Here is a 20,117-nt window from a genome sequence, read left to right as displayed (position 1 = left end):
GGCCAACTTGCTACTTCGATTGGGCCATGTCGTACGCCTTTCGGGTACCTTTAGGGGCCTAAAAACATGATTGTTTTCCAGAACAAGCATTTCACAATCGATTTTTATGTTATATAATATTACATATCAATAAGAAACTTGGTGATGCCCTCGTGCTTGAGTTTTCCGCAAACAATTTATACGTTTTCAATAATGTGGTCTACCAAATCTATTGTTGTCCTGACAATCAAACTATGCGTACCACCTTGATGCAGTCATTGACCTATTTGATTGATTTCGACAGCGCCTCGTTTTACCTAGCAGGCTCTGGCAATCAAAAACTCAGCGCTCCGATTCTTTATCACCTTGACCCGGCCTTTGGCGAAAAATACTTAAGTGTTTACGACGAACTGGACTACTCTGAAGGCCTGATGTTTACCGGACGCAGCATGACTTACCGAGAAAGCGATATTATGTCCGATCAGGATCGGCAAGCCACCCCCTACTATCAAATATTCTATCGGGCTTACCACTTACATTATTCGCTGCATTTAAGTATCACCTATGAAAACCATTTTTTAGGGATTCTTTCACTCTTCCGTCAATCTGGACGACCGGACTTTACTCAACGTGATCTAGAAACGTTGGGACTGCTGACCAACCATCTCGAAGCACGCTTGACCCAAGACCGCCAGAAACAAGTACAAGCAACTGATAAACTCACCGTGACCGCGGCAACACAAAAATTTCAACTTACCAACCGGCAACAATTGATTCTTCAAAAACTTTTGGCTGGTTTAGACAACGCCACGATTTGTGAACAACTCTATATCACCAATAACACATTAAAAAAACACATTCTTAATATTTACCGTAAGCTGCAAATTAATAGTCGTATTCAGCTGTTTACCATGATTGAAAATTAGTAAAGGCCACTTCAGCTTGAGTCAAGTTGAAGCGGCCTAGTTATTGTAGCGCTACAATTTTTAGAGTTGATAGATGATTTGTCTATTAACTCTTTTTTCTATACCATTGTTTTATGGCACACAAACAGGGCACCATTACTCTGTTTCCGCCAACCACCACGTAAGCTAAGAAAGGAATGTAATGATGCCCCTTACTGATAAGTCTATTCGATTTGCCCTGGGAATAAAAGACCCAAATATTACTTTTACGGAGGATTGTACTTTTAAAACGATCAAAGGCCAAGTTTACCTGATTTATAATGGACTACTTTCCTATCGGCCACCTCACTGTCTTAATTGTGGACAACCAAAACGACTCGTTACGAATAGCTTGATACAGAAAAAGCACCTAGACCGATTAAAATCTAGATGCTTTCAAAATTAATTATCAACTCTATTTGATGAAGAGCCATCAGTTAAACCTATTATGGAGGCGGCGGGGATCGAACCCGCGTCCAAGCATATCGCCACTAGAATATCTACGCTCATAGTTATCCTATTTAAAATTCGCCTATTAGCAACGCCGAATAACCGGGCAACCGCTAGTAGACTAACCTGATGATCTCTTCGTTAATTTGCAGGTGGAAAACCAACGCGTATCCCACTAATTTAGGACCCGTATCTCACACATGGGCGATGTCAGGCGGATCTACGCAGCTACTGTTTAGGCAGCTAAAGCGTAAGAGTTGTTATTTTTTGCAGTTATATTTTAACTGTGACGTTTTAACGTGGCCGTCACCCACGAAACGCAATTCTAGCTCGAACCACACCTGTCGAATCCAGAACGCCCCCATTCGAAACAATATCCAGTATAGCATATTGTTTGAAATTTACCAAAGAATTAGTTTTCCTGCTGAGCCTGACGATGACGCCGCCGTAACAGGCGTCCACCGTACAAAACAGCCATCCACAAAACAGCAAAAATTAATGCAACTAAAGTATCTTCAGCCAAGCATAAAATAACGGCGATAAAGGCTAGAAAAGCTAACACATAGTAATCTCCATATGGGAAAAATGGCGATTTGAATTTGCTTTCTTTAGCCTGTTCAGTGCGACGATACTTTAAATGGGCCACAATGATGGCGCCCCAGATAAATAAGAAACAGGTCGTTGCCACACTAGATACTAACGTGAAAACAGCGTCTGGAATGAACATATTCAGTAAAACGGCTAACGCAATAATTGCTGCAGAGAAATAAAGCGCTGGGCTAGGTACTTGGCTTTTAGATAAATGACCAAAATGCTTTAAAAAGCGATTTTTACTGCCGTACGTTAAGGAAAATAACATCCGACCTGTACTAAATAAAGAACTATTACAAGCAGAGGCAGCCGCAGTGATCACAACGAAATTAATAATCCCGGCCGCAAATGTGATTCCCACATTATTGAAGACCTGCACAAATGGGCTTTGTGAAGCTGACAAGGCGTTCCACGGGTAGATACACATAATCACCAGTAACGCCCCAACATAGAATAAAATAATCCGTAATGGCAATTCATTAATGGCCTTTGGAATCACTTTATCTGGATCCTGTGTTTCCGATGCGGTCATCCCCACCATTTCAACGCCGGCAAATCCAAAGATCACCATTTGAAATGATAGGAAAAAGCCTTTGGCACCTGTTGGAAAAATACCGCCAAACTTCACTAAATTCGTAACGCTGGCGTGACCAATTGGTGTTTTAAACCCAACAATCAACATGAAAATTCCTGCAATGATCAGGGCAATAATTGCGACAATTTTAATCAACGCAAACCAAAACTCTACTTCACCAAAGGCCCCAACTGTAATCAAGTTAACCCCTAGTAAAACCACTAAGATCACCAATCCAGGCACCCACTGTGGCATCCACGGGAACCAAAATTTCAGGTACAGCCCCACCGCCGTTACATCCGCCATGGCAATGGTGATCCAACAGATCCAGTAGGTCCAACCGGCCACAAAGCCGATATCTTCGCCTAAATAACGCTTAATAAAATCAACAAATGAATTGAGATGCAAATCTGATAGTAATAATTCACCTAAGGCCCGCATTAAGAAAAAACACATCAGGCCTGCTAGTAAGTAAGCAATCACGATTGATGGCCCTGCAAAATGAATCGATTTCCCAGCCCCTAAAAAGAGCCCAGTCCCAATCGTACCGCCAATTGCAATTAATTGGACGTGCCGGTTCTTCAAATTACGTGCTAATTGCTGTGTGTCGCCGGTTTGTTCTTGCTTCATCGAATATTTTCCTCCTAATTGCTCTAATGTCTATTTTGCTTCCGCAAAATCCTATTTCCGGAGGATGTCCATTCCCTCGGACAAATCCCGCCACGATGGAAACATGGCCCTCCTAATTGCTCTAATGTCTATTTTGCTTCCGCAAAATCCTATTTCCGGAGGATGTCCATTCCCTCGGGCGAACCTCGCCACGATGGAAATATGGCACCAGCTAAAAACGTTAATGTATCTTTGCTACCGCAAAGGTCTCATTTTCGCTGGTTGTCCAGTCTTGTGGCGTCAGTTCACACCGCAAGACATATGGCCTCCTCATTGCGCTAATGTTTATTTAACGAAAAAGTAGCATTCCTTTAAATCGAAAGTTCCTTTGATCAAACGAACTTTCAATGATACTTTTTCATGAAACGCTCTAATTCTTTACAATTTCTAATTATACCACCAGCCTTTTCTCATCAAACTAAAATACACGTGAACGGGACTGAGACTTTTACATTATTAAGTGAATTTAATTCATCTAAATGATATCCTTTTGTGGTTTTTTGACGATTACAGGCCAAATACCAATTTTACGCGAAAAAAACAGCCGCCTATTCAGCGACTGCTTCATCAATCATTGTTATTTTGAAAGTGCTTGAACATCCCGTGCAATCATAACTTCTTCGTTAGTTGGGATCAATAAGACTTTCATCTTAGCATCATCTGGGCTGATGACACTTTCAACACCCATCACGTCATTGCGTTTTGGATCAACAGCTGCGCCAAAGTAGCTTAAGCCATCAATAATCCGTTGGCGCATTGCTGCATCATGTTCACCAATACCGGCTGTAAAGATCAGCGCATCGGCGCCGCCCATTTCAGCGACATAGCTCCCAATATACTTTTGAATCCGGTTGACGAAAATATCAATGCCTAATTTAGCACGTTCATTTGTCGTCCGGGCTTTTTCAAGGTCACGCATATCTGGTGAAATGCCTGAAATACCGTAGATCCCAGATTTATGGTTTAAAATATCGATCATTTCATCAGGTTCATGAATGTTCAATTTTTCCATTAAGAATGAAACCAAAGAAGCATCAATATCACCAGAACGTGTAGCCATGGTGATCCCAGCAAGTGGGGTAAAGCCCATTGATGTATCAACAGATTTACCACCATCAACGGCTGTAACGGATGCACCAGCACCTAAATGCAAGGTGATCAATTTCAAGTCTTCGATTGGCTTGCCTAACATTTCGGCTGCACGTAATGACACATAACGGTGGCTCGTTCCATGAGCACCATATTTACGGGCGCCATACTTTTCATAATATTCGTAAGGAATACTATACAAATAATTAACAGCAGGCATTGTCGTATGGAAAGACGTATCAAAAACAGCCACACTGGTTGCATTTGGCAATAATTTGCGGAATGCTTCGATTCCCATTAATTCAGCTGGATTGTGTAAAGGTGCATATTCAGCCAAATCACCAATTTGTTTCGCAACTTGATCATCAATGACTGTTGATTCTTTGAAGATTTCACCACCGGCAACGACACGGTGTCCAACACCGGTAATTTCAGACAAGTCTTCAACAATTTTAAGGTCGTTTAACTTTTTCAATAATAAGTCAACGGCTTGTGTTTGGTTGTCAATATCTTGGGTGACTTCAAATTTTTCTTTTTCATTTTCACCATAATGTACGGTGAAAACTGAATCAGAAAGCCCTACCCGATCCACCATTCCTGATGCTAATTCTTCTTCGGCGGGCATTTCGAAAAGCTTCCATTTTAAACTAGAACTGCCTGCGTTAATCGCAATAATCTTTGCCATTTGCCAGACTCCTCACTACACAATATTTTTCTGTTGCCATGCACTAATTTCGGCCATAAAATGCCGAAGCTGTTCTTGATTCCGTAAAGATGGAAATTCGCCTAACAACACTTTCGGTGCCTGTTTTGCCTGACCACCTTTATTTTGCAAAATCAAAATTGCTTTTTGCGCACGTTGATCTTGAAACAGATCGCGTGGCAAATTCAATAGACCTTGCATGTAAGTCGCGGAAGTCATCCACTTCGTTAACGACTTTGCTTCTTCAGATTGAAAAATCAAACTTGGGACTAGGAAAAAACCAAAGCCCGCAGGTTTCGTATAGCACATACTTTGCTCAATCAACAAATGATGTGCAAATGAATGGCCAGACTGTGCATGGGTATCAAATTTTTCAGCCCGTTGATCCACCGGATAATAGCCAACCGGTAAATCGCTAACGCTTAAATCAACTTGTGGTACCACCAGATCATCAATCGCATCTTGATGATACAGCGTAACGGTTGCTTGTTGCAACCGTGCACTAACATCAGCCAACGCCAACATAGTATCATCGTTATCTACCCCAAACCCAGTTAAGGTCAGGTGCTGCGTTTGCTTTAAACGATTTAAAACGGTATAGAGTAAATTACCTGTACCAATTGTCAAATCCAATACCTGATCTTGGTCTTTTAAGCCTGCCAATTCATCGATTAAGTAAGCCATTAACATCCCAATGGTATCAGGTGTCATTTGATGATTTGCTTGTAAGGCATCCGTTTGTTCGCCTCGCAAAATGGCAAGCTGAAATGCCTGCCGAATGGTTTCAGGATCTAAATCAACCAAATCGATCTGTTGGTATTGTTCGGTTAAACGTTGCCGTACTTCAGGATGCGGCAAACCGGCATCAACGTGAATTTGACCACCAGCTAAAATATTTTCACTGGTTTCAATTAAGGCATCCAAATAGGACACTTCCAAGTCGCTTTTTAACAATGCTGTTGTGGTATCAAGCCGTTTATAGAGCTGTTCAACTGCTCTTTGTCCCATATTCACACCTCAATCTGAGTAGTAAATACTACCCCATTATTCTAACGAACTCCCTTTCTTTTTTCAAGCGCTTTCTTTTCAGACTCTAAAAGCTGTTGGGGCTCGCGGTACTGATGTTGCGAGCCTTTTAAGCGAATCAAAAATTCATGTTCAGAAAGTTGCACGTCTCCAATATTATACCTAAAATTCACCTGTTTGGGGTGTTTGAGCCACCTTAATTGTGTGATTTCTTTTAAAGCACAAACTTGATAATATTCCTGTACCAATTGTAAATTAAGCATTTGCTGACGATAATACGTTAAATAACCCCCTAATAGTAGCAAACTACAGGCCAAAAATAGCACAGCCGTGATGAGTACACTACCAGTACGTTTTCGTTGCATGTTCCTCATTCCTTTGTTTTTGGCTCTAAATAATAGTGTTGTTGCACCGTTTCACCGCTATGACGTAACACAGCCGTTAGTGTTAAACAAGGTGCTTGATAAGTCAGTGTGACGGCCTTCAATTGCTGAAACACTGGCATATGTCCCCGCTCAGCCCCGCGTAAACGTAACATGAAATGGGTTGCATCGGGCCGATAAGTTTCTAATTGATAGTTTTTCTGCTCTTTTAAGTGATAAAGCTGCACCCGGCTTGGACGACACTGCACCACCTGACATTGATCTAAAAAGCGCTCTAATTGGCAATTCGCTAATTGCCAATTATCTCGTTCATGAACATTATTCACCTGCACAGCCATCATTAAAGCTTTCATTTGTCCCTGGAGTAAGGGCATGGAGACTGCTAAAATCAGCAACGCAAATACCGCCTCTAATAGCGTAAAACCTGGTCTGAATTTACCACGTAATCGTTGCAGCGTGCTCACCTACTTTCCCAGGTAATTGACAACGATAGCGTGCTGCTTGCGCTTGTTCCATTGCCTGCTGTGCTAAGGTGACTTGATGTAACCGTTGGCGATGCAGTTGCGTGGTTTGCTGATAGATCTGATTAAAACACAATCCCCCTAAACAAATCAGACTTAATGTGATCACACTCTCAAGCAATAAAAAGCCTTTACGTTTCATCGTAATCCCCCCAACCCATTTGGGGCTTAATGGTTTTAAAGCGGTTAAAATAATCCGATTTAAAATATAAGGTTTGCGGACTGGTTTGACCGCTGGTGGAAATTTGCAAGGTTTTCTCAGCCACACGTAACCCAGTCGGTAACGTTAAATAGCGCTCCCACTGCCAACCAGACTGACCGCTATAAAAGCGAACATAATTGGTTTGAAAATGAACCAGCACAGCTTGATGCCGTGTCACTGCCAGTAAACGCGCCTGCTCCCATTGTTGATTGAATTGTTGAAAGAAAGTGGCCTCTAACATTTTTTGTTGCACATTATGAAATTGCATCACAGGGAGCACACTGATGATCACAACAATAGCAAGGGTTAAAACCGACTCAACTAACGTAAATCCCCGTCGTCTCCTCATGGTTCAATCCCTGCTGATTGTGCTTTTGCAACCTGCTTGGCTGATAAATAGCCATCGGCTTCCAATTGTTGCAACGTCGGTCTTTGATCATCGTGCTCGTTTGCGTAGAGATCCCCTTGGGTATGTACCATCGATTTAAAAGCTTCCCCGGTGGTAGTTTCTGCGTGTTTGCGTTGGTTGGCTGCGTTAGGAATAACCAGCAGTAAGAGCAACACAATGATGATTAAAACGATCGTCATTTCTACCAGCGTAAAACCACTTCTCCGCTTCATGTAAATTCGTTTGATCACTTGCATTTAATACATCCCCTCCATCATCTGATACAGTGGCAACAAAATACTCAAATAAATCCCAATAATCACTAATGCGACTAACAACAATAAAATCGGTTGTAAATAAGTCGCCAATCGCCCTAAAGAGACTAATAACTTACGATAAGTTAATTGGGCTTGCATCACCAGTGCGCGGCCTAACAACGTTGGGGTTTGACCGCGTTGTACAAATAGATCTAACTCTGGCGGTAATAAATTAATTTGTTGAATCAATACCCGCGGTGGTTGTCCTGCTTGTAGCGCCGGCTGTAATTCCTGGCCAATTGCATGCAATAAACTAGTTGGTGAAAGTTCGAGCAAAAACCGGCAAATTTCATCTAAATGTAGGCCATTTGCTAATAAAGTTCCTAAATTGGTCAATAAATAATAATGGTAATAATAACGACAGCTTTTACCGATCAACGGCAACTGGCAAAAACGTTGGGCCCGTTGTAATGGGTTTTGAGTATGCCAACTTCGCCAGATCAGTCCCCCTAAGCTGACACTGATCACCGCTAGAATAAGGCCCAGCGCCTGCCAATAACGCAAGACATTGCGATTTAAAGCCAGCTGCCAGGACTGAATTTCAGGTGTTAACCAGACTTTAACGGCACCGATCAAACCGACTAAAATCACCAATAATAACACTGGATAACGTAACAACTGACGTAATTTTTGTTGCTGGCGTAGCCGTTCTGATAATAAATGACCGGTTTGGCTTAAACTTTTTGTCAGATCACCATGCTGTTCTGTAATTAACATTTGATTCACAATATCAGATTGAATCCCAATTTCGGCCAAGCCTGAAGCCAACCGCCCACCTGCTGCTAAATGATCAATCAACCGATCCAACCGCTGTGCTTCTTTCGGCAGCAAAATGCTAATAAACAGTAAACTTTGGGCCAATGAAAAGCCAGCCTGTAATAAATCCGCTAACAATAAGAAAAAATCAGCCTGAAATTTTAAAGCGGCCGGCTTAGCCTGCCGCAAAGGCTGAGGCTGTTGCTTTCGTAATTTGATGAGTCTGCACCGCCCTTTCTAAAAGTTGTGACCATTGAGATGTGTGTCCAGTTGGTGTCACAATGTCGCACAATGCTGCTAAACCACCGTGGGTCAACGGCAATAAGCGCTGATAGCACACGGCTGTCAAACAATTTGCTAGAATCGTTTCACGTAACCCGAGATCCTGCAACCGCTGGCGTACTCTTAGGGCTGACTGCGCATGTACAGTTGATAACACTAAATGACCACTAAGTGCTGCTCGCGCCGCAACAGCCGCTGTGTTTTCATCCCGAATTTCACCAATTATAAAAATATCCGGTCGTTGTCGTAAACCGACTTTCAGTAAGCTTTGATACGTCATGCCCGCTTGGTCGTTCACTTGCAACTGCAAAAAATGGGGTTGGTAAATTTCCACAGGATCTTCAATGGTCATCACCACTTGATCATGACCTAAGCTTTCTGCTAAACGATATAAAGAAGTTGTTTTCCCTGAACCAGTCGGCCCCGAGAAAACCAGTAAGCCACGTTTCAAGGCTAATTGTTGCAACTGCTGTAACTGACTTGGGAAAATAAAATGAAACGCCTCTTGCACCGAATAAATAAAGCGCACCACCAATGATTCAGCATTTTGAAAATTTCCCACCGTAGATAACCTGAGAAAAACTGGTACTTGTTGGTAGCTATACTGCTGCGACCCAAGTTGTGGCCGCCGGGTTTCGCTAATCGCCATTTGAGCTTGAAACTTCAGCTGATTACAAAAACGCTGTGCCTGCTCCGCCTTTAAAACATGCCAATCATGCAACCCTGTCGCATCCCGATAGCGCAATTGATACACCTGCTGACAAGGTAAAAAGTACAAGTCACTGACTTGCTTTTCAATACAGTCATCTAGCAATCGTTTGACGGTTAAAATTGTCATCTTGTCTCACCTCCGTTATTAATAAACTACGGTAAAACCTGGTTTTTATTTTTTTAGCGCAAAAAAAAGCCTAACGCGATTTTAAAATCACGTTAGGCTTTAAAAAGTGCTTATGCTTCAACATCTTCTGGAAGTTCGCCAGCATGGTAGACTTCTGATACATCATCATCGTCTTCTAAAAGGTCGATCATCCGTTGGAATTGTTCTACTTTATCAGCAGGCACTGGTGTTAAGTTTTCTGGGATCATGGTTAATTCTGCGGTTGCTAACTTGTAACCAGCAGCTTCTAATGCATCCCGAACAGCTGCTAATTGTTTAGGATCCGTGTAGATTTCGAAAGCTTCATCAGAAGTTTCCATATCATCTGCACCGGCTTCTAAGGCCGCTTCAAGCATGCCATCTTCGTCAATCTCTAAGCCTTCACGTTCGATCACGATATAACCACGACGGTCGAACATGTAAGCCACTGAACCAGAGGCACCTAAGGCACCACCATTTCGTGTAAAGGCAACCCGTACACTTGATGATGTCCGGTTCTTGTTATCTGTTAATGCATGAACTAAGACTGCCACACCACCTGGTGCATAGCCTTCATAGGTCACTTCTTCATAGTTAGCCGTATCACTACCGCTACCTTTATCAACGGCACGTTTGATATTGTCTTTTGGCATATTGGCAGCGCGTGCCTTATCCATAATCAAGCGTAATTGGGGGTTTGAAGAAGGATCAGGACCCCCAGCTTTTACAGCCATATATAACTCGCGAGATATTTTTTGGAAAATTTTTCCACGCTTTGCATCCTGGGCGTTTTTCCGGCCTTGAATGTTATGCCATTTTGAATGTCCTGACATGTTATGTCCCTCTTTCCTTATTCTTTTATATGTGTCTCGGTAAAAAGACACCTAGACTATATTAACAAACTCACAGAAAAGTGGCAACCGCTTTACTGAATTTTGTTCAAAAATAAAAGGTGCCATTATGCACCTTTTAAACTTGCTTATTCAACTGTAACCGCCTTAGCCAAGTTACGTGGTTTATCAACATCGTAACCGCGATTTAAACTGGTGTAGTAAGCAATCAGCTGTGTGGAAACCACACTGACTAATGGGGATAACAACGGTTCAACGTCTGGGAAGACAATATCATCGTCCGCTTCCGCAACACTTTCCATAGCAATCGTGATCACTTGTGCGCCACGTGCCCGGACTTCTTGAATGTTGCCACGTGTATGGCTGGCTACCCGTTCATCGGTAATAATCGCTAACACAGGCACCCCATCTTCAATTAAGGAGATCGTGCCGTGTTTTAATTCAGCACCGGCAAACCCTTCCGCTTGCACGTAAGAAATTTCCTTTAATTTCAAAGCTGCTTCTAAGGAAACCGCATAGTCGTAGCCACGACCAATGTAAAAGGCATTCCGAGTGGTTGCTAAATGCTTTTTAGCAAGGTCATCCATTTCTTGTTTTTCATCGACAATACTTTGCATGGTGTTGGCAATGGTTCCTAACTGGCCTTTTAATGGCAATGATTCAGCAGCGGCGACGCCACGCTTTTGCCCTAATGCTTGCGCTAAAATCGCTTGTAAGGCAATTTGGCTGGTATAAGCCTTGGTGGAGGCAACGGCAATTTCAGGGCCGGCATTTAAAAGCAACGTATAGTCTGCTTCACGCGATAACGTTGAACCTTGAGAGTTAGTAATGGTCAGGCTTGGGTAACCCCATTCATTGACCTTGACCAATACTTGACGACTATCAGCTGTTTCACCACTTTGTGACAAGAACAGGAAGAATGGCTTTTCAGACAGCATTGGCGTATTGTAACCAAATTCACTGGCCAAATGGACTTCTGTTGGAATTTGAGCCAACTTTTCAAAAATCGGTTGTGCCACTAATCCAGCATGATAACTGGTACCAGCCGCTAAAATGTACAAACGATCGGCTTCATTTAATTTAGCCAATAAATCTTTGTCTAATTGGGGCTGCCCATTTTCGTCAAAGTATGTTTGAACTAAACGCCGCATCACAGCAGGTTGTTCATCGATTTCCTTTAACATGTAGAACGGATAACCGCCTTTTTCAGTATCACTTTCATCAAATTGAACGGTATAAGGCGCACGGTCAACCACATCCCCAGCCAAGGTTTCAATGGTTGCCTGATTGGCCTGAACAGTCACAATTTCTTGATCATGTAATTCAACAAATTGTTTGGTTTCACTCACCATTGCCATGGCATCTGAGCAGATCACGTTAAAGCCGTCCCCTTTACCTAACAGTAATGGGCTCTTATTCTTTGCCACATACAAGGTGTCTGGGGCTTGTTGGTCCACCAGAATAAAGGCATAGGAACCTTTGATCAATTTCAACGCTTTTTTAAAGGCCGCCTTAGTATCCGCACCTTCAGCAACGAATTTTGCAATCAATTGAACGGCAACTTCGGTATCCGTTTCACTGACAAACTGAACATCTGCCAAATATTGTTGTTTTAATTCAGCGTAGTTGGTTAAAACACCGTTGTGAACCAAGTAAAAACGTTTGTTACTTGAAAACTGGGGATGAGCGTTTACGTCACTTGGCACACCATGGGTCGCCCAACGGGTATGGCCAATGCCCATTGTCCCGTGAACATCAGGGCCAATCGCAGCCTTAAGGTCTGCAATCCGGCCTTTAGTTTTCACTAAATAGTCATGGCCAGTCTGATCATTGACATAAATACCGGCTGAGTCATAGCCGCGATATTCCAGTTTTTGTAACCCGTTTAATAAAATTGAAACTGTATCCGATTTTCCAATCACACCAACAATACCACACATATTTATCATTCCTCTTTATCGAATTATTCCGATCACAGATCGGGTGACATCTTTTCAGAATGCCTCTGCACATCACTGAAAAGACATCAAAGCTTTCATACCGCGCTTTTTAAAATTGGTATATATCTATATTTTCGCACGTATTCTTTAAAACACTGTAAAATATACCTTTTTCAATTCGATAAGTCAATGAATAACTGTAACTTTTTAAATTGGTCTATATTAATTTGTGAAACATAACGCATAATGATCAATACGTGCTGTCATGGGAACCATTGCCACCATCAGCCTACAAAAATTGGCCATTAAAAAAATCCTGAAAATAAGTTTTTATTTTCAGGATCAATTAAAATTGCTTTATTCAACACCGACTTCAGTTCGGACAACCGCTGCGATCCGATCAACATACTGGCCAACCGCCTCAACAGTTGGTGCTTCAGCCATGACCCGCAATAACGGTTCTGTGCCACTTGGACGAACTAACACCCGACCGTCACCAGCCATTTCTTTTTCGACGGTTTCAATTGCAGACTGAATCGCAGGATTTGACAAAGCCTGTTTCTTATCCGCAACTTTGATGTTCACCAGTTTTTGTGGATACGTGGTAACAGGTGCTGCTAATTCTGACAGCGGCTTGCCGGTTTGCTTCATGACATTCAATAATTGAATCGCCGTTAGGAGGCCATCCCCTGTGGTATTGTAGTCAAATAACACCACATGCCCTGATTGTTCACCACCAAGGTTGTAGCCGTTTTTACGCATTTCTTCAACCACATAGCGATCACCGACCTTGGTTTGCAAGGATTGCAGGTTAGCGGCTTCTAACGCCTTATACAAGCCCATATTACTCATAACCGTTGTCACAACCGTATCATGCTTTAAACGGCCGCGTTCAGCAAAATAATGGCCTAAAATGTACATGATCTTATCCCCGTTAACAATCGCCCCATTTTCATCAACGGCAATACAGCGATCGCCATCCCCATCAAAGGCAACGCCAACTTGAGCGCCTTGTTCAACCACCGCTTGAGCCAATGCTTCAGGATGCGTTGAGCCAACCCCATCATTGATGTTGATTCCATTTGGCTTATCCGCCATGGTGGTAAAATCAGCTTCCAAATCTGCGAATAGTCGTGTGACAATGCCACTGGTTGCCCCGTTAGCGGCATCAACGACAACTTTTAAGCCAGCTAAATCTTCTTGTAACGTTTGGGTTAAAAATTGGGTATACTTCAAAACACCTTCTGGATAAGACGTCACCGTGCCTAAAGACGTGGTCGAAGGGCGGGGCAACGTGTCTTCTGGGGCATCCAATAGTTTTTCAATGTCAGCTTCTTGTTCATCTAACAATTTAAAACCATCTGGGCCAAAGAACTTAATGCCGTTATATTCGGCAGGATTATGCGACGCTGTGATTTGAACCCCTGCTGCTGCGCCTTGGATCCGGGTCAAATAAGCCACTGCTGGTGTTGAGATCACACCTAATGACATGACTTCGATCCCCACAGAAAGTAACCCTGAGATCAGTGCATGTTGGAGTAACTGGCCTGAGATCCGCGTATCTCGCGCAACCAATACCAACGGTTTCTTAGATTTATCTTCCTGATACTGTGCTAATACATAACCGCCGGTCCGTCCAACGCGAAATGCAAGTTCTGGCGTTAATTCTTGGTTCGCAACACCTCGTACACCATCTGTTCCAAAATATTTTCCCATTTTCTTCTGCCTCTTTCTAAATGCTAACTTTCTGACTGACTTTCAGTGCTACTCGTTGTATCGCTACTTTGACTGCTGCTTTGTGCGCTGCTTGTGTCAGACGTTGCTGTGTCACTACTTTCATCCTGTTTTTGAGTTGTTTGTGTATCACTGTCACTGGCATGACTCGTGCTAGCGCTTTTTGACGATTTTGGTGTGATCGAGACCCGAATCGTTTGTGGACTCACTTGTAAATTAGGTTGGTCCGCCCCGACACTTACCGTTTTGGTCGTCGATGACGTGACATCCGATACTGGCACGCTAACCGTTAACGTATCTAACTTGTCTAATTCGGTTTGTGCCCCGGTCACCGTCACCGTGTTGGTCTCACTGGAAACTGAAAAATCAGACGCATTATCCCCAGTTGGTTTTAGGTTTAACGTGACCTTTTTAGACGGATACATCACCGGAATCGTAACATGAACAGTCGCTGGGTCCAGTAATACATTGACCGTATTGCCTTGTTGATCCAGCGCCTGTAACGTGACTTCTTGCGAAATGCTGCTGGAAATATTGTTTGTGGTTTTAACATTTGCAACCACTTCTGCAATTGACGAGACCTGTGAACGAGCACCGGTAACCACCACTGAACTTTGGCTTAAACTAGGCTCACCTGTGGTATAACCATTCTTCAAGTTTGATTTGTTAAATTTCACTTGGATCGGAAAGCGCTTGGTCTCTTTGGATTGAATATTAACCGAAATGGTACTGGGTTTGATGCGATAACCAATTTCTTTATTCAAGCCTTGCATTTTTAAGGTCACCTGATGCTTGCCAACACCCAGCTTTTCCAGGTTTGCGATCACTTTAAAGTTTTGCGTATTTGACGTTGCCGTTACCAAAGCGCTAGGCCCCTCCAAGTTCACTTTCACCTTGCTCGGATACCCTGTAATAAAATACTTATCGGTATTGGCGTTTAGCTGTAGTGGCACTGTTAACGTTTTGGTTTTGTTCGCCATCATGCTGGTTGACGTATTAGTCGCCTGTCGCGTCGAATTAATTTGATCAATATTAACATACATGAACAATAAGGCCGCAAACAATAAGGCTAAAATGCGATACATCCAAGGACTGCGGAAAAAACGATTCATTTCTTCGTTCCCCCTTTGGTGACGACCTCAATAAATTCTTGAAATAAATTCCGGTTCGGTTGTTCTGGCTTCAATAATTCACGTTTCAAAATTTTTAAATAGTCTTCTTGCGACAGGTCCCGCATCATTTCACTATTTTGCGTGATCATCACGCCACCAGTTTCTTCAGAAACCACAATGGTCAATGCGTCTGTCACTTCACTGATCCCCACAGCCGCCCGATGACGTGTGCCTAATTCTTTTGGAATCAAATTACTATCCGACAACGGCAAATAGGCCGCTGCAACAGCAATTTTATCATTTTGAATAATCACCGCGCCGTCATGTAACGGCGTATTCGGAATGAAAATGTTGATCAATAGTTCGCCTGTGATCTCAGCATTTAATTCAATTCCCGTTTCAATATAATCCTCCAAACCGGTGTTTAACTGAATCGTCATCAACGCACCAATTCGGCGCTTGGACATGTATTGAATCGCCTTATCAAGTCCGGCAATCATCTGGTTCTCTTGAACATTTTGACTCCGATTTTTAACAAACAGTGAGCCTCTTCCCAGATGTTCCAAACCACGCCGAATCTCCGGCTGGAAAATAATCACGGCAGCGATCACACCCCAATTGATCACTTGGTCCATGATAAAAGAAACCGTTCGTAACCCGATTCCCCAACTGACCAATTTAATAATAATGATGATCACGATACCTTTGAATAATTGCACGGCTTTGGTACCACGAATCAGCATGATCAATTTGTAGATGAAATACCACACCACAAAAATGTCGAGCAAATTAACCGCATTGCGCCAAGTCAGTAATTCACCCCAACTTATTGGCATAAACTCACTCCATTCTTTTTCATTTATTGTTCCATTATAGCACGCCAACTGATTGCACCAAAAATGCAAGGTCAGCAGCTTAAAGCCACTGACCTTGCCCCTTAATGTTTGAACATTTTAAACTCTAAAAATTTATCGTTGTAGATGCCGACCATGCGGTTACCGAGATCTTGATACACTTGTAAATGCGCCAGTGTGGTTTGGTCTGGGTAAAAGGCTTTGTCGTTCACGACTGAACGTGGCAACAGTTTTTTAGCGGGATCATTCGGCGTGGCATAGCCAATGTAAGCCGCATTTTGCGCCGCATTTTCTGGCTTCAACATAAAGTTGATAAAGGCATAGATTGCCTTGTAATGCTTAGCCGTTTTTGGAATCACTAAATTATCAAACCATAAATTACTGCCTTCGCTAGGGACCACATAATGTAAATGCGAATTGTTCGCCATCATTTCAGAAGCTTCTCCGGACCAGGTGACCGCCAAAGCGGCTTCGTTTTGCGCCATGTACATTTTGATTTCATCTGCAACAATGGCCTTCACGTTTGGACTTAAGCGGTCCAACTTCGCCTTTGCAGCATCCAATTGGGCAATGTCAGTGGTATTCACGGAGTGCCCTTGAGACAGTAACGCCATCCCCATAATGTCTCGGGATGAATCGACTAACATGATCTTATTCCGATAGGCCGGCGACCACAGATCATCCCAATGCTGCACTGCCCCAGGCTTCACATACTGATCATTATAAATAATGCCTAGCGTCCCCCAAAAATAAGGAATCGAATAACGGTTTTCAGGATCAAATGCTAAATTGCGAAAACGCTTATCAATATTCGTTAAACCGTGGACCCGACTTTTGTCAATTGGCTTTAACAAATGCGCCTTCCGCATTTTTTGGACCATGTATTCAGACGGTACCGCTAAGTCGTAGTTGGTCCCACCTTGTTGAATCTTCGTATACATGGCTTCATTGCTATCAAAGGTCTCCACCTGAACTTTATACCCGGTTTCTTTTTGAAACTTGGTAATCAGTTTAGGGTCAATATAATCGCCCCAGTTATACAAGGTCAGTACTTTGTTGCCACTGGTTAGACCTTGACTTTGCTGTAAATGGCGGCTTCCTGCAAATAATAAGAGACACAATGCACCAATGGCCACTAAAAAACTCATTAAACGTTTCATCGGTTATGGTTCGCCTCCATTCGCCGTTTACGACCTTTTTTAGACGAATTATATTGGTTCAGAACATAGTACCCTGCCACCAATACCAAAGAAAACAGGAACATCAGCGCCGATAACGCATTGATCTCCAAACTAATGCCTTGGCGGGCGCGGGCATAGATCTCAACTGCTAGTGTTTCAAACCCATTCCCGGTGACGAAGAACGTCACTGCAAAATCATCCAACGAATACGTAAACGCCATAAAAAAACCTGCAAAGATGCCTGGTGCAATGTAAGGCAACACCACACGACTAAAGACCTGTGGCTGCGTCGCCCCTAAATCCCGAGCAGCATCTACCAACGACGTATTCATTTCATTGAGTTTGGGCAACACCATTAACACCACAATTGGAATCGAAAACGCAATGTGACTGAGTAACACCGAGCCAAAACCGAGTTTAAAACCAAGAAATGTGAAAAAAATCAAAAAACTAGCCCCAATAATGACGTCGGGTGACACCATTAAAATATTATTTAATGACAGCAGCGTATTTTTCCACATCGGCTTTTTCACACGGTGGATCACCAACGCGCCTAACAGCCCGATGATAGTCGCTAACAACGACGATAATAGCGCAACGAGCAACGTATCCAGCACAATTTCGATCATGCGCTGATCTTGAAATAGTTCCTGATAATGCGCCCAGGTAAAGCCACTGAAATGATTCATATTATGACCTTGACTAAACGAATAAAAAATCAAATAAAAAATTGGAATGTAGAGCACCAGAAAAACCAGCGCTAAATAAATATTTTGCCATCTGAATCGTTTCACTATTTAACGCCCCCTTTTCTTGCGCTCTCCAGTGAGGAACATGATTGCGATCATGGCAATGATCAAAACCACCCCAATGGTCGAACCCATCCCCCAATTTTGCGTCACTAAGAAATGCTCTTCAATAGCCGTCCCTAGCGTAATCACTTTATTACCGCCAATCAAACGGGTTAACATAAATAGAGATAGCGACGGAATGAAAACAGCCTGCACCCCTGCCTTTACCCCATCAAGGGTCAATGGAAAAACCACTTTACTAAACGTTTGCCAATTGGTAGCCCCGAGATCCTTACTGGCATTTAATAAGGACGGTTTTAATTCATCGATCGCATTAAAAATAGGTAAGATCATAAATGGAATTTCAATATATGCCGCCACTAGAATAAAACTCGTATTGGTGAATAACAGCTGATGGGCGCCAAAACCAAAAAACTGCAAAAAACGGTTCACACTACCACCTTGACTAAAAATGCCAATAAAGGCGTAAGCTTTTAGCAATAAATTGATCCAAGTAGGCAAAATAATCAGCAACAACCATAACTGTTTGTGCTTGGTTTGACTCAACCAATACGCCGTTGGATAACTGATCAATAGCGTTAACGCCGTGATCAATAGCGCATACCAAACCGAATTCAGGGTCATCCGCAAATACGTGCCCGAACTTAAATATAATTTATAATTATCAAACGTAAACTGTCCCGAAATATTGAAGAAAGATTGATAAACGATCAATACCAGCGGTGCAATGACAAATAGCGCTAGCCATAGCACATACGGGACACTATAAAACCCGTGTGCGCGTTTCATCAGTCGTCCCCCTCATATTGCTCAAGCCGTGCGTCAAACTCTTCTTCAGATTCCCCAAAACGCATGACGTGAATGTCTTCTGGTTCAAAATAAATGCCAACTTCTTGTCCGACTTTGGCCTTATGCACCGCGTGGATCAGCCATTGATTGCCATCCGCGTCGTGGCTCAGAATTTCATATAGATTGCCTCGAAAAACTTGCGTATCGACCACCACCGTCAATTTGCCTTTGGCAACATCCGTTAAGACCAAGTCTTCTGGTCGCAAAACCACTTCAATGGGTTCATGCGCTGGAATACCGGCGTCAGAACACTCAAATTGCTTGCCAACAAACTGAACTTGATAATCGGCAACCATCCGGCCTTTTACAATATTACTTTCACCAATAAAATCGGCCACAAAGTGGTTGATCGGTTCATCATAAATATCAACTGGACTCCCTTGCTGTAAAATTTTGCCGTCACTCATGACAAAAATCTCATCACTCATTGCCAAGGCTTCGCCTTGATCATGGGTCACAAATAAAAAGGTAATGCCTAATCGACGTTGCAACTGGCGTAATTCCACTTGCATTGCCGTGCGTAATTTTGCATCCAGTGCTGACAACGGTTCATCCAGTAACAAAACCTGTGGTTCGTTGACGATTGCTCGGGCAATTGCCACTCGCTGCTGTTGGCCGCCTGACAATTCAGAGATCTCACGGTCTTCATAACCCGCTAACCGAACTGATTTTAGTGCCTCTAATACCCGGCGTTTAATGTCTTTTTTAGGCGTTCGTTTCAGCGTTAGCCCAAAGGCCACATTGTCAAAAACGTTTAAATGGGGAAACAACGCATAATCTTGAAAAACCGTGTTGATCTGGCGTTGATTCGCTGGTACGCGATTGATCTGTTGCCCTTTAAACGTTACCTTCCCTTCGCTGGCTTCTGTAAAACCAGCTAAAATACGTAAAATTGTTGTTTTCCCACAGCCAGAAGGTCCTAAAAGGGTATAGAACTTTCCTTGTTCTAATTCAAAATCAATGTCACCTAAAGCAACGGTGTCATCATAACGCTTATATACATGTTGAAATGTAATGATTGGCTCTGCCATACCAACACGCCCTTTCCTGATTG

The 20,117-nt window shown here is 42.8% G+C and carries 20 protein-coding genes and 1 other RNA gene; 1 reads left to right on the top strand and 20 read right to left on the bottom strand.

The window, feature by feature from the left end:
* The first annotated feature begins 152 nt into the window (after positions 1-152).
* Positions 153-905 (top strand): LuxR C-terminal-related transcriptional regulator, encoded by a 753-nt coding sequence (locus FC07_RS00325; RefSeq protein WP_057903139.1) that lies wholly within the window; start codon positions 153-155, stop codon positions 903-905.
* A gap of 464 nt (positions 906-1,369) precedes the next feature.
* Here FC07_RS00325 and ssrA read toward each other — a convergent pair.
* From ssrA to FC07_RS00225, 20 genes are all read right to left on the bottom strand, one after another.
* Positions 1,370-1,736: a transfer-messenger RNA gene (gene ssrA, locus FC07_RS15475) on the bottom strand.
* A 49-nt stretch (positions 1,737-1,785) separates the two neighbouring features.
* Positions 1,786-3,168: an amino acid permease gene (locus tag FC07_RS00315; RefSeq protein ID WP_057903137.1), complete on the bottom strand. Its 1,383-nt coding sequence runs from the start codon at positions 3,166-3,168 to the stop codon at positions 1,786-1,788.
* 616 nt (positions 3,169-3,784) lie between these two features.
* Positions 3,785-4,981: an acetate/propionate family kinase gene (locus tag FC07_RS00310; RefSeq protein WP_057903136.1), complete on the bottom strand. Its 1,197-nt coding sequence runs from the start codon at positions 4,979-4,981 to the stop codon at positions 3,785-3,787.
* A gap of 15 nt (positions 4,982-4,996) precedes the next feature.
* Positions 4,997-6,007 (bottom strand): class I SAM-dependent methyltransferase, encoded by a 1,011-nt coding sequence (locus FC07_RS00305; RefSeq protein WP_057903135.1) that lies wholly within the window; start codon positions 6,005-6,007, stop codon positions 4,997-4,999.
* Positions 6,008-6,048: 41 nt separating this feature from the next.
* Positions 6,049-6,390, bottom strand: coding sequence for a hypothetical protein (locus FC07_RS00300; protein WP_057903134.1), 342 nt, complete (start codon positions 6,388-6,390; stop codon positions 6,049-6,051).
* Between the two features lie 5 nt (positions 6,391-6,395).
* Positions 6,396-6,803 carry a ComGF family competence protein gene (locus FC07_RS00295; protein WP_057903133.1) on the bottom strand — a complete coding sequence of 136 codons (408 nt, stop codon included), beginning with the start codon at positions 6,801-6,803 and terminating at the stop codon, positions 6,396-6,398.
* A gap of 40 nt (positions 6,804-6,843) precedes the next feature.
* Positions 6,844-7,071, bottom strand: a complete 228-nt coding sequence (locus tag FC07_RS00290) for a hypothetical protein (protein ID WP_057903132.1) — start codon at positions 7,069-7,071, stop codon at positions 6,844-6,846.
* Positions 7,061-7,480, bottom strand: coding sequence for a type II secretion system protein (locus FC07_RS00285; protein ID WP_057903131.1), 420 nt, complete (start codon positions 7,478-7,480; stop codon positions 7,061-7,063). The genes FC07_RS00290 and FC07_RS00285 overlap by 11 nt, the downstream gene beginning before the upstream one ends.
* Positions 7,477-7,776, bottom strand: coding sequence for a competence type IV pilus major pilin ComGC (gene comGC, locus FC07_RS00280; RefSeq protein WP_057903130.1), 300 nt, complete (start codon positions 7,774-7,776; stop codon positions 7,477-7,479). Before comGC ends, FC07_RS00285 begins: the two co-directional genes overlap by 4 nt.
* Positions 7,777-8,781, bottom strand: coding sequence for a type II secretion system F family protein (locus FC07_RS00275; protein ID WP_057903129.1), 1,005 nt, complete (start codon positions 8,779-8,781; stop codon positions 7,777-7,779).
* Positions 8,768-9,712 (bottom strand): competence type IV pilus ATPase ComGA, encoded by a 945-nt coding sequence (gene comGA, locus FC07_RS00270; protein ID WP_057903128.1) that lies wholly within the window; start codon positions 9,710-9,712, stop codon positions 8,768-8,770. The genes FC07_RS00275 and comGA overlap by 14 nt, the downstream gene beginning before the upstream one ends.
* Positions 9,713-9,822: 110 nt before the next feature.
* The gene (locus FC07_RS00265) at positions 9,823-10,563 is read right to left on the bottom strand and encodes a YebC/PmpR family DNA-binding transcriptional regulator (RefSeq protein ID WP_057903127.1); all 741 of its coding nucleotides are present in this window, start codon (positions 10,561-10,563) and stop codon (positions 9,823-9,825) included.
* Positions 10,564-10,709: 146 nt separating this feature from the next.
* Positions 10,710-12,521: a glutamine--fructose-6-phosphate transaminase (isomerizing) gene (gene glmS, locus FC07_RS00260; protein WP_057903126.1), complete on the bottom strand. Its 1,812-nt coding sequence runs from the start codon at positions 12,519-12,521 to the stop codon at positions 10,710-10,712.
* A 357-nt stretch (positions 12,522-12,878) separates the two neighbouring features.
* Complete coding sequence (gene glmM, locus FC07_RS00255; RefSeq protein ID WP_057903125.1) at positions 12,879-14,237, bottom strand: phosphoglucosamine mutase; 1,359 nt, start codon at positions 14,235-14,237, stop codon at positions 12,879-12,881.
* A gap of 23 nt (positions 14,238-14,260) precedes the next feature.
* Positions 14,261-15,367 (bottom strand): CdaR family protein, encoded by a 1,107-nt coding sequence (locus FC07_RS00250; RefSeq protein WP_057903124.1) that lies wholly within the window; start codon positions 15,365-15,367, stop codon positions 14,261-14,263.
* A complete protein-coding gene (cdaA, locus tag FC07_RS00245; protein ID WP_057903123.1) occupies positions 15,364-16,203 on the bottom strand; it encodes a diadenylate cyclase CdaA in 840 nt (279 codons plus the stop codon). The genes FC07_RS00250 and cdaA overlap by 4 nt, the downstream gene beginning before the upstream one ends.
* A 101-nt stretch (positions 16,204-16,304) precedes the next feature.
* A complete protein-coding gene (locus FC07_RS00240) occupies positions 16,305-17,381 on the bottom strand; it encodes an ABC transporter substrate-binding protein (RefSeq protein ID WP_057903122.1) in 1,077 nt (358 codons plus the stop codon).
* The gene (locus FC07_RS00235) at positions 17,378-18,199 is read right to left on the bottom strand and encodes an ABC transporter permease (protein WP_155797759.1); all 822 of its coding nucleotides are present in this window, start codon (positions 18,197-18,199) and stop codon (positions 17,378-17,380) included. The genes FC07_RS00240 and FC07_RS00235 overlap by 4 nt, the downstream gene beginning before the upstream one ends.
* Positions 18,200-19,003 carry an ABC transporter permease gene (locus FC07_RS00230; RefSeq protein WP_057903120.1) on the bottom strand — a complete coding sequence of 268 codons (804 nt, stop codon included), beginning with the start codon at positions 19,001-19,003 and terminating at the stop codon, positions 18,200-18,202. It abuts the gene before it with no gap.
* Entirely contained in the window at positions 19,003-20,094 is a 1,092-nt protein-coding gene (locus FC07_RS00225) for an ABC transporter ATP-binding protein (RefSeq protein ID WP_057903119.1), read from the bottom strand. Before FC07_RS00225 ends, FC07_RS00230 begins: the two co-directional genes overlap by 1 nt.
* Between the last annotated feature and the right edge of the window lie 23 nt (positions 20,095-20,117).

The organism is Loigolactobacillus bifermentans DSM 20003, assembly GCF_001434575.1.
GTDB classification, from domain to species: domain Bacteria; phylum Bacillota; class Bacilli; order Lactobacillales; family Lactobacillaceae; genus Loigolactobacillus; species Loigolactobacillus bifermentans.
The sequence above is the reverse complement of the archived record's forward strand: the minus strand, read 5'-3'. Positions and strand labels throughout refer to the sequence as shown.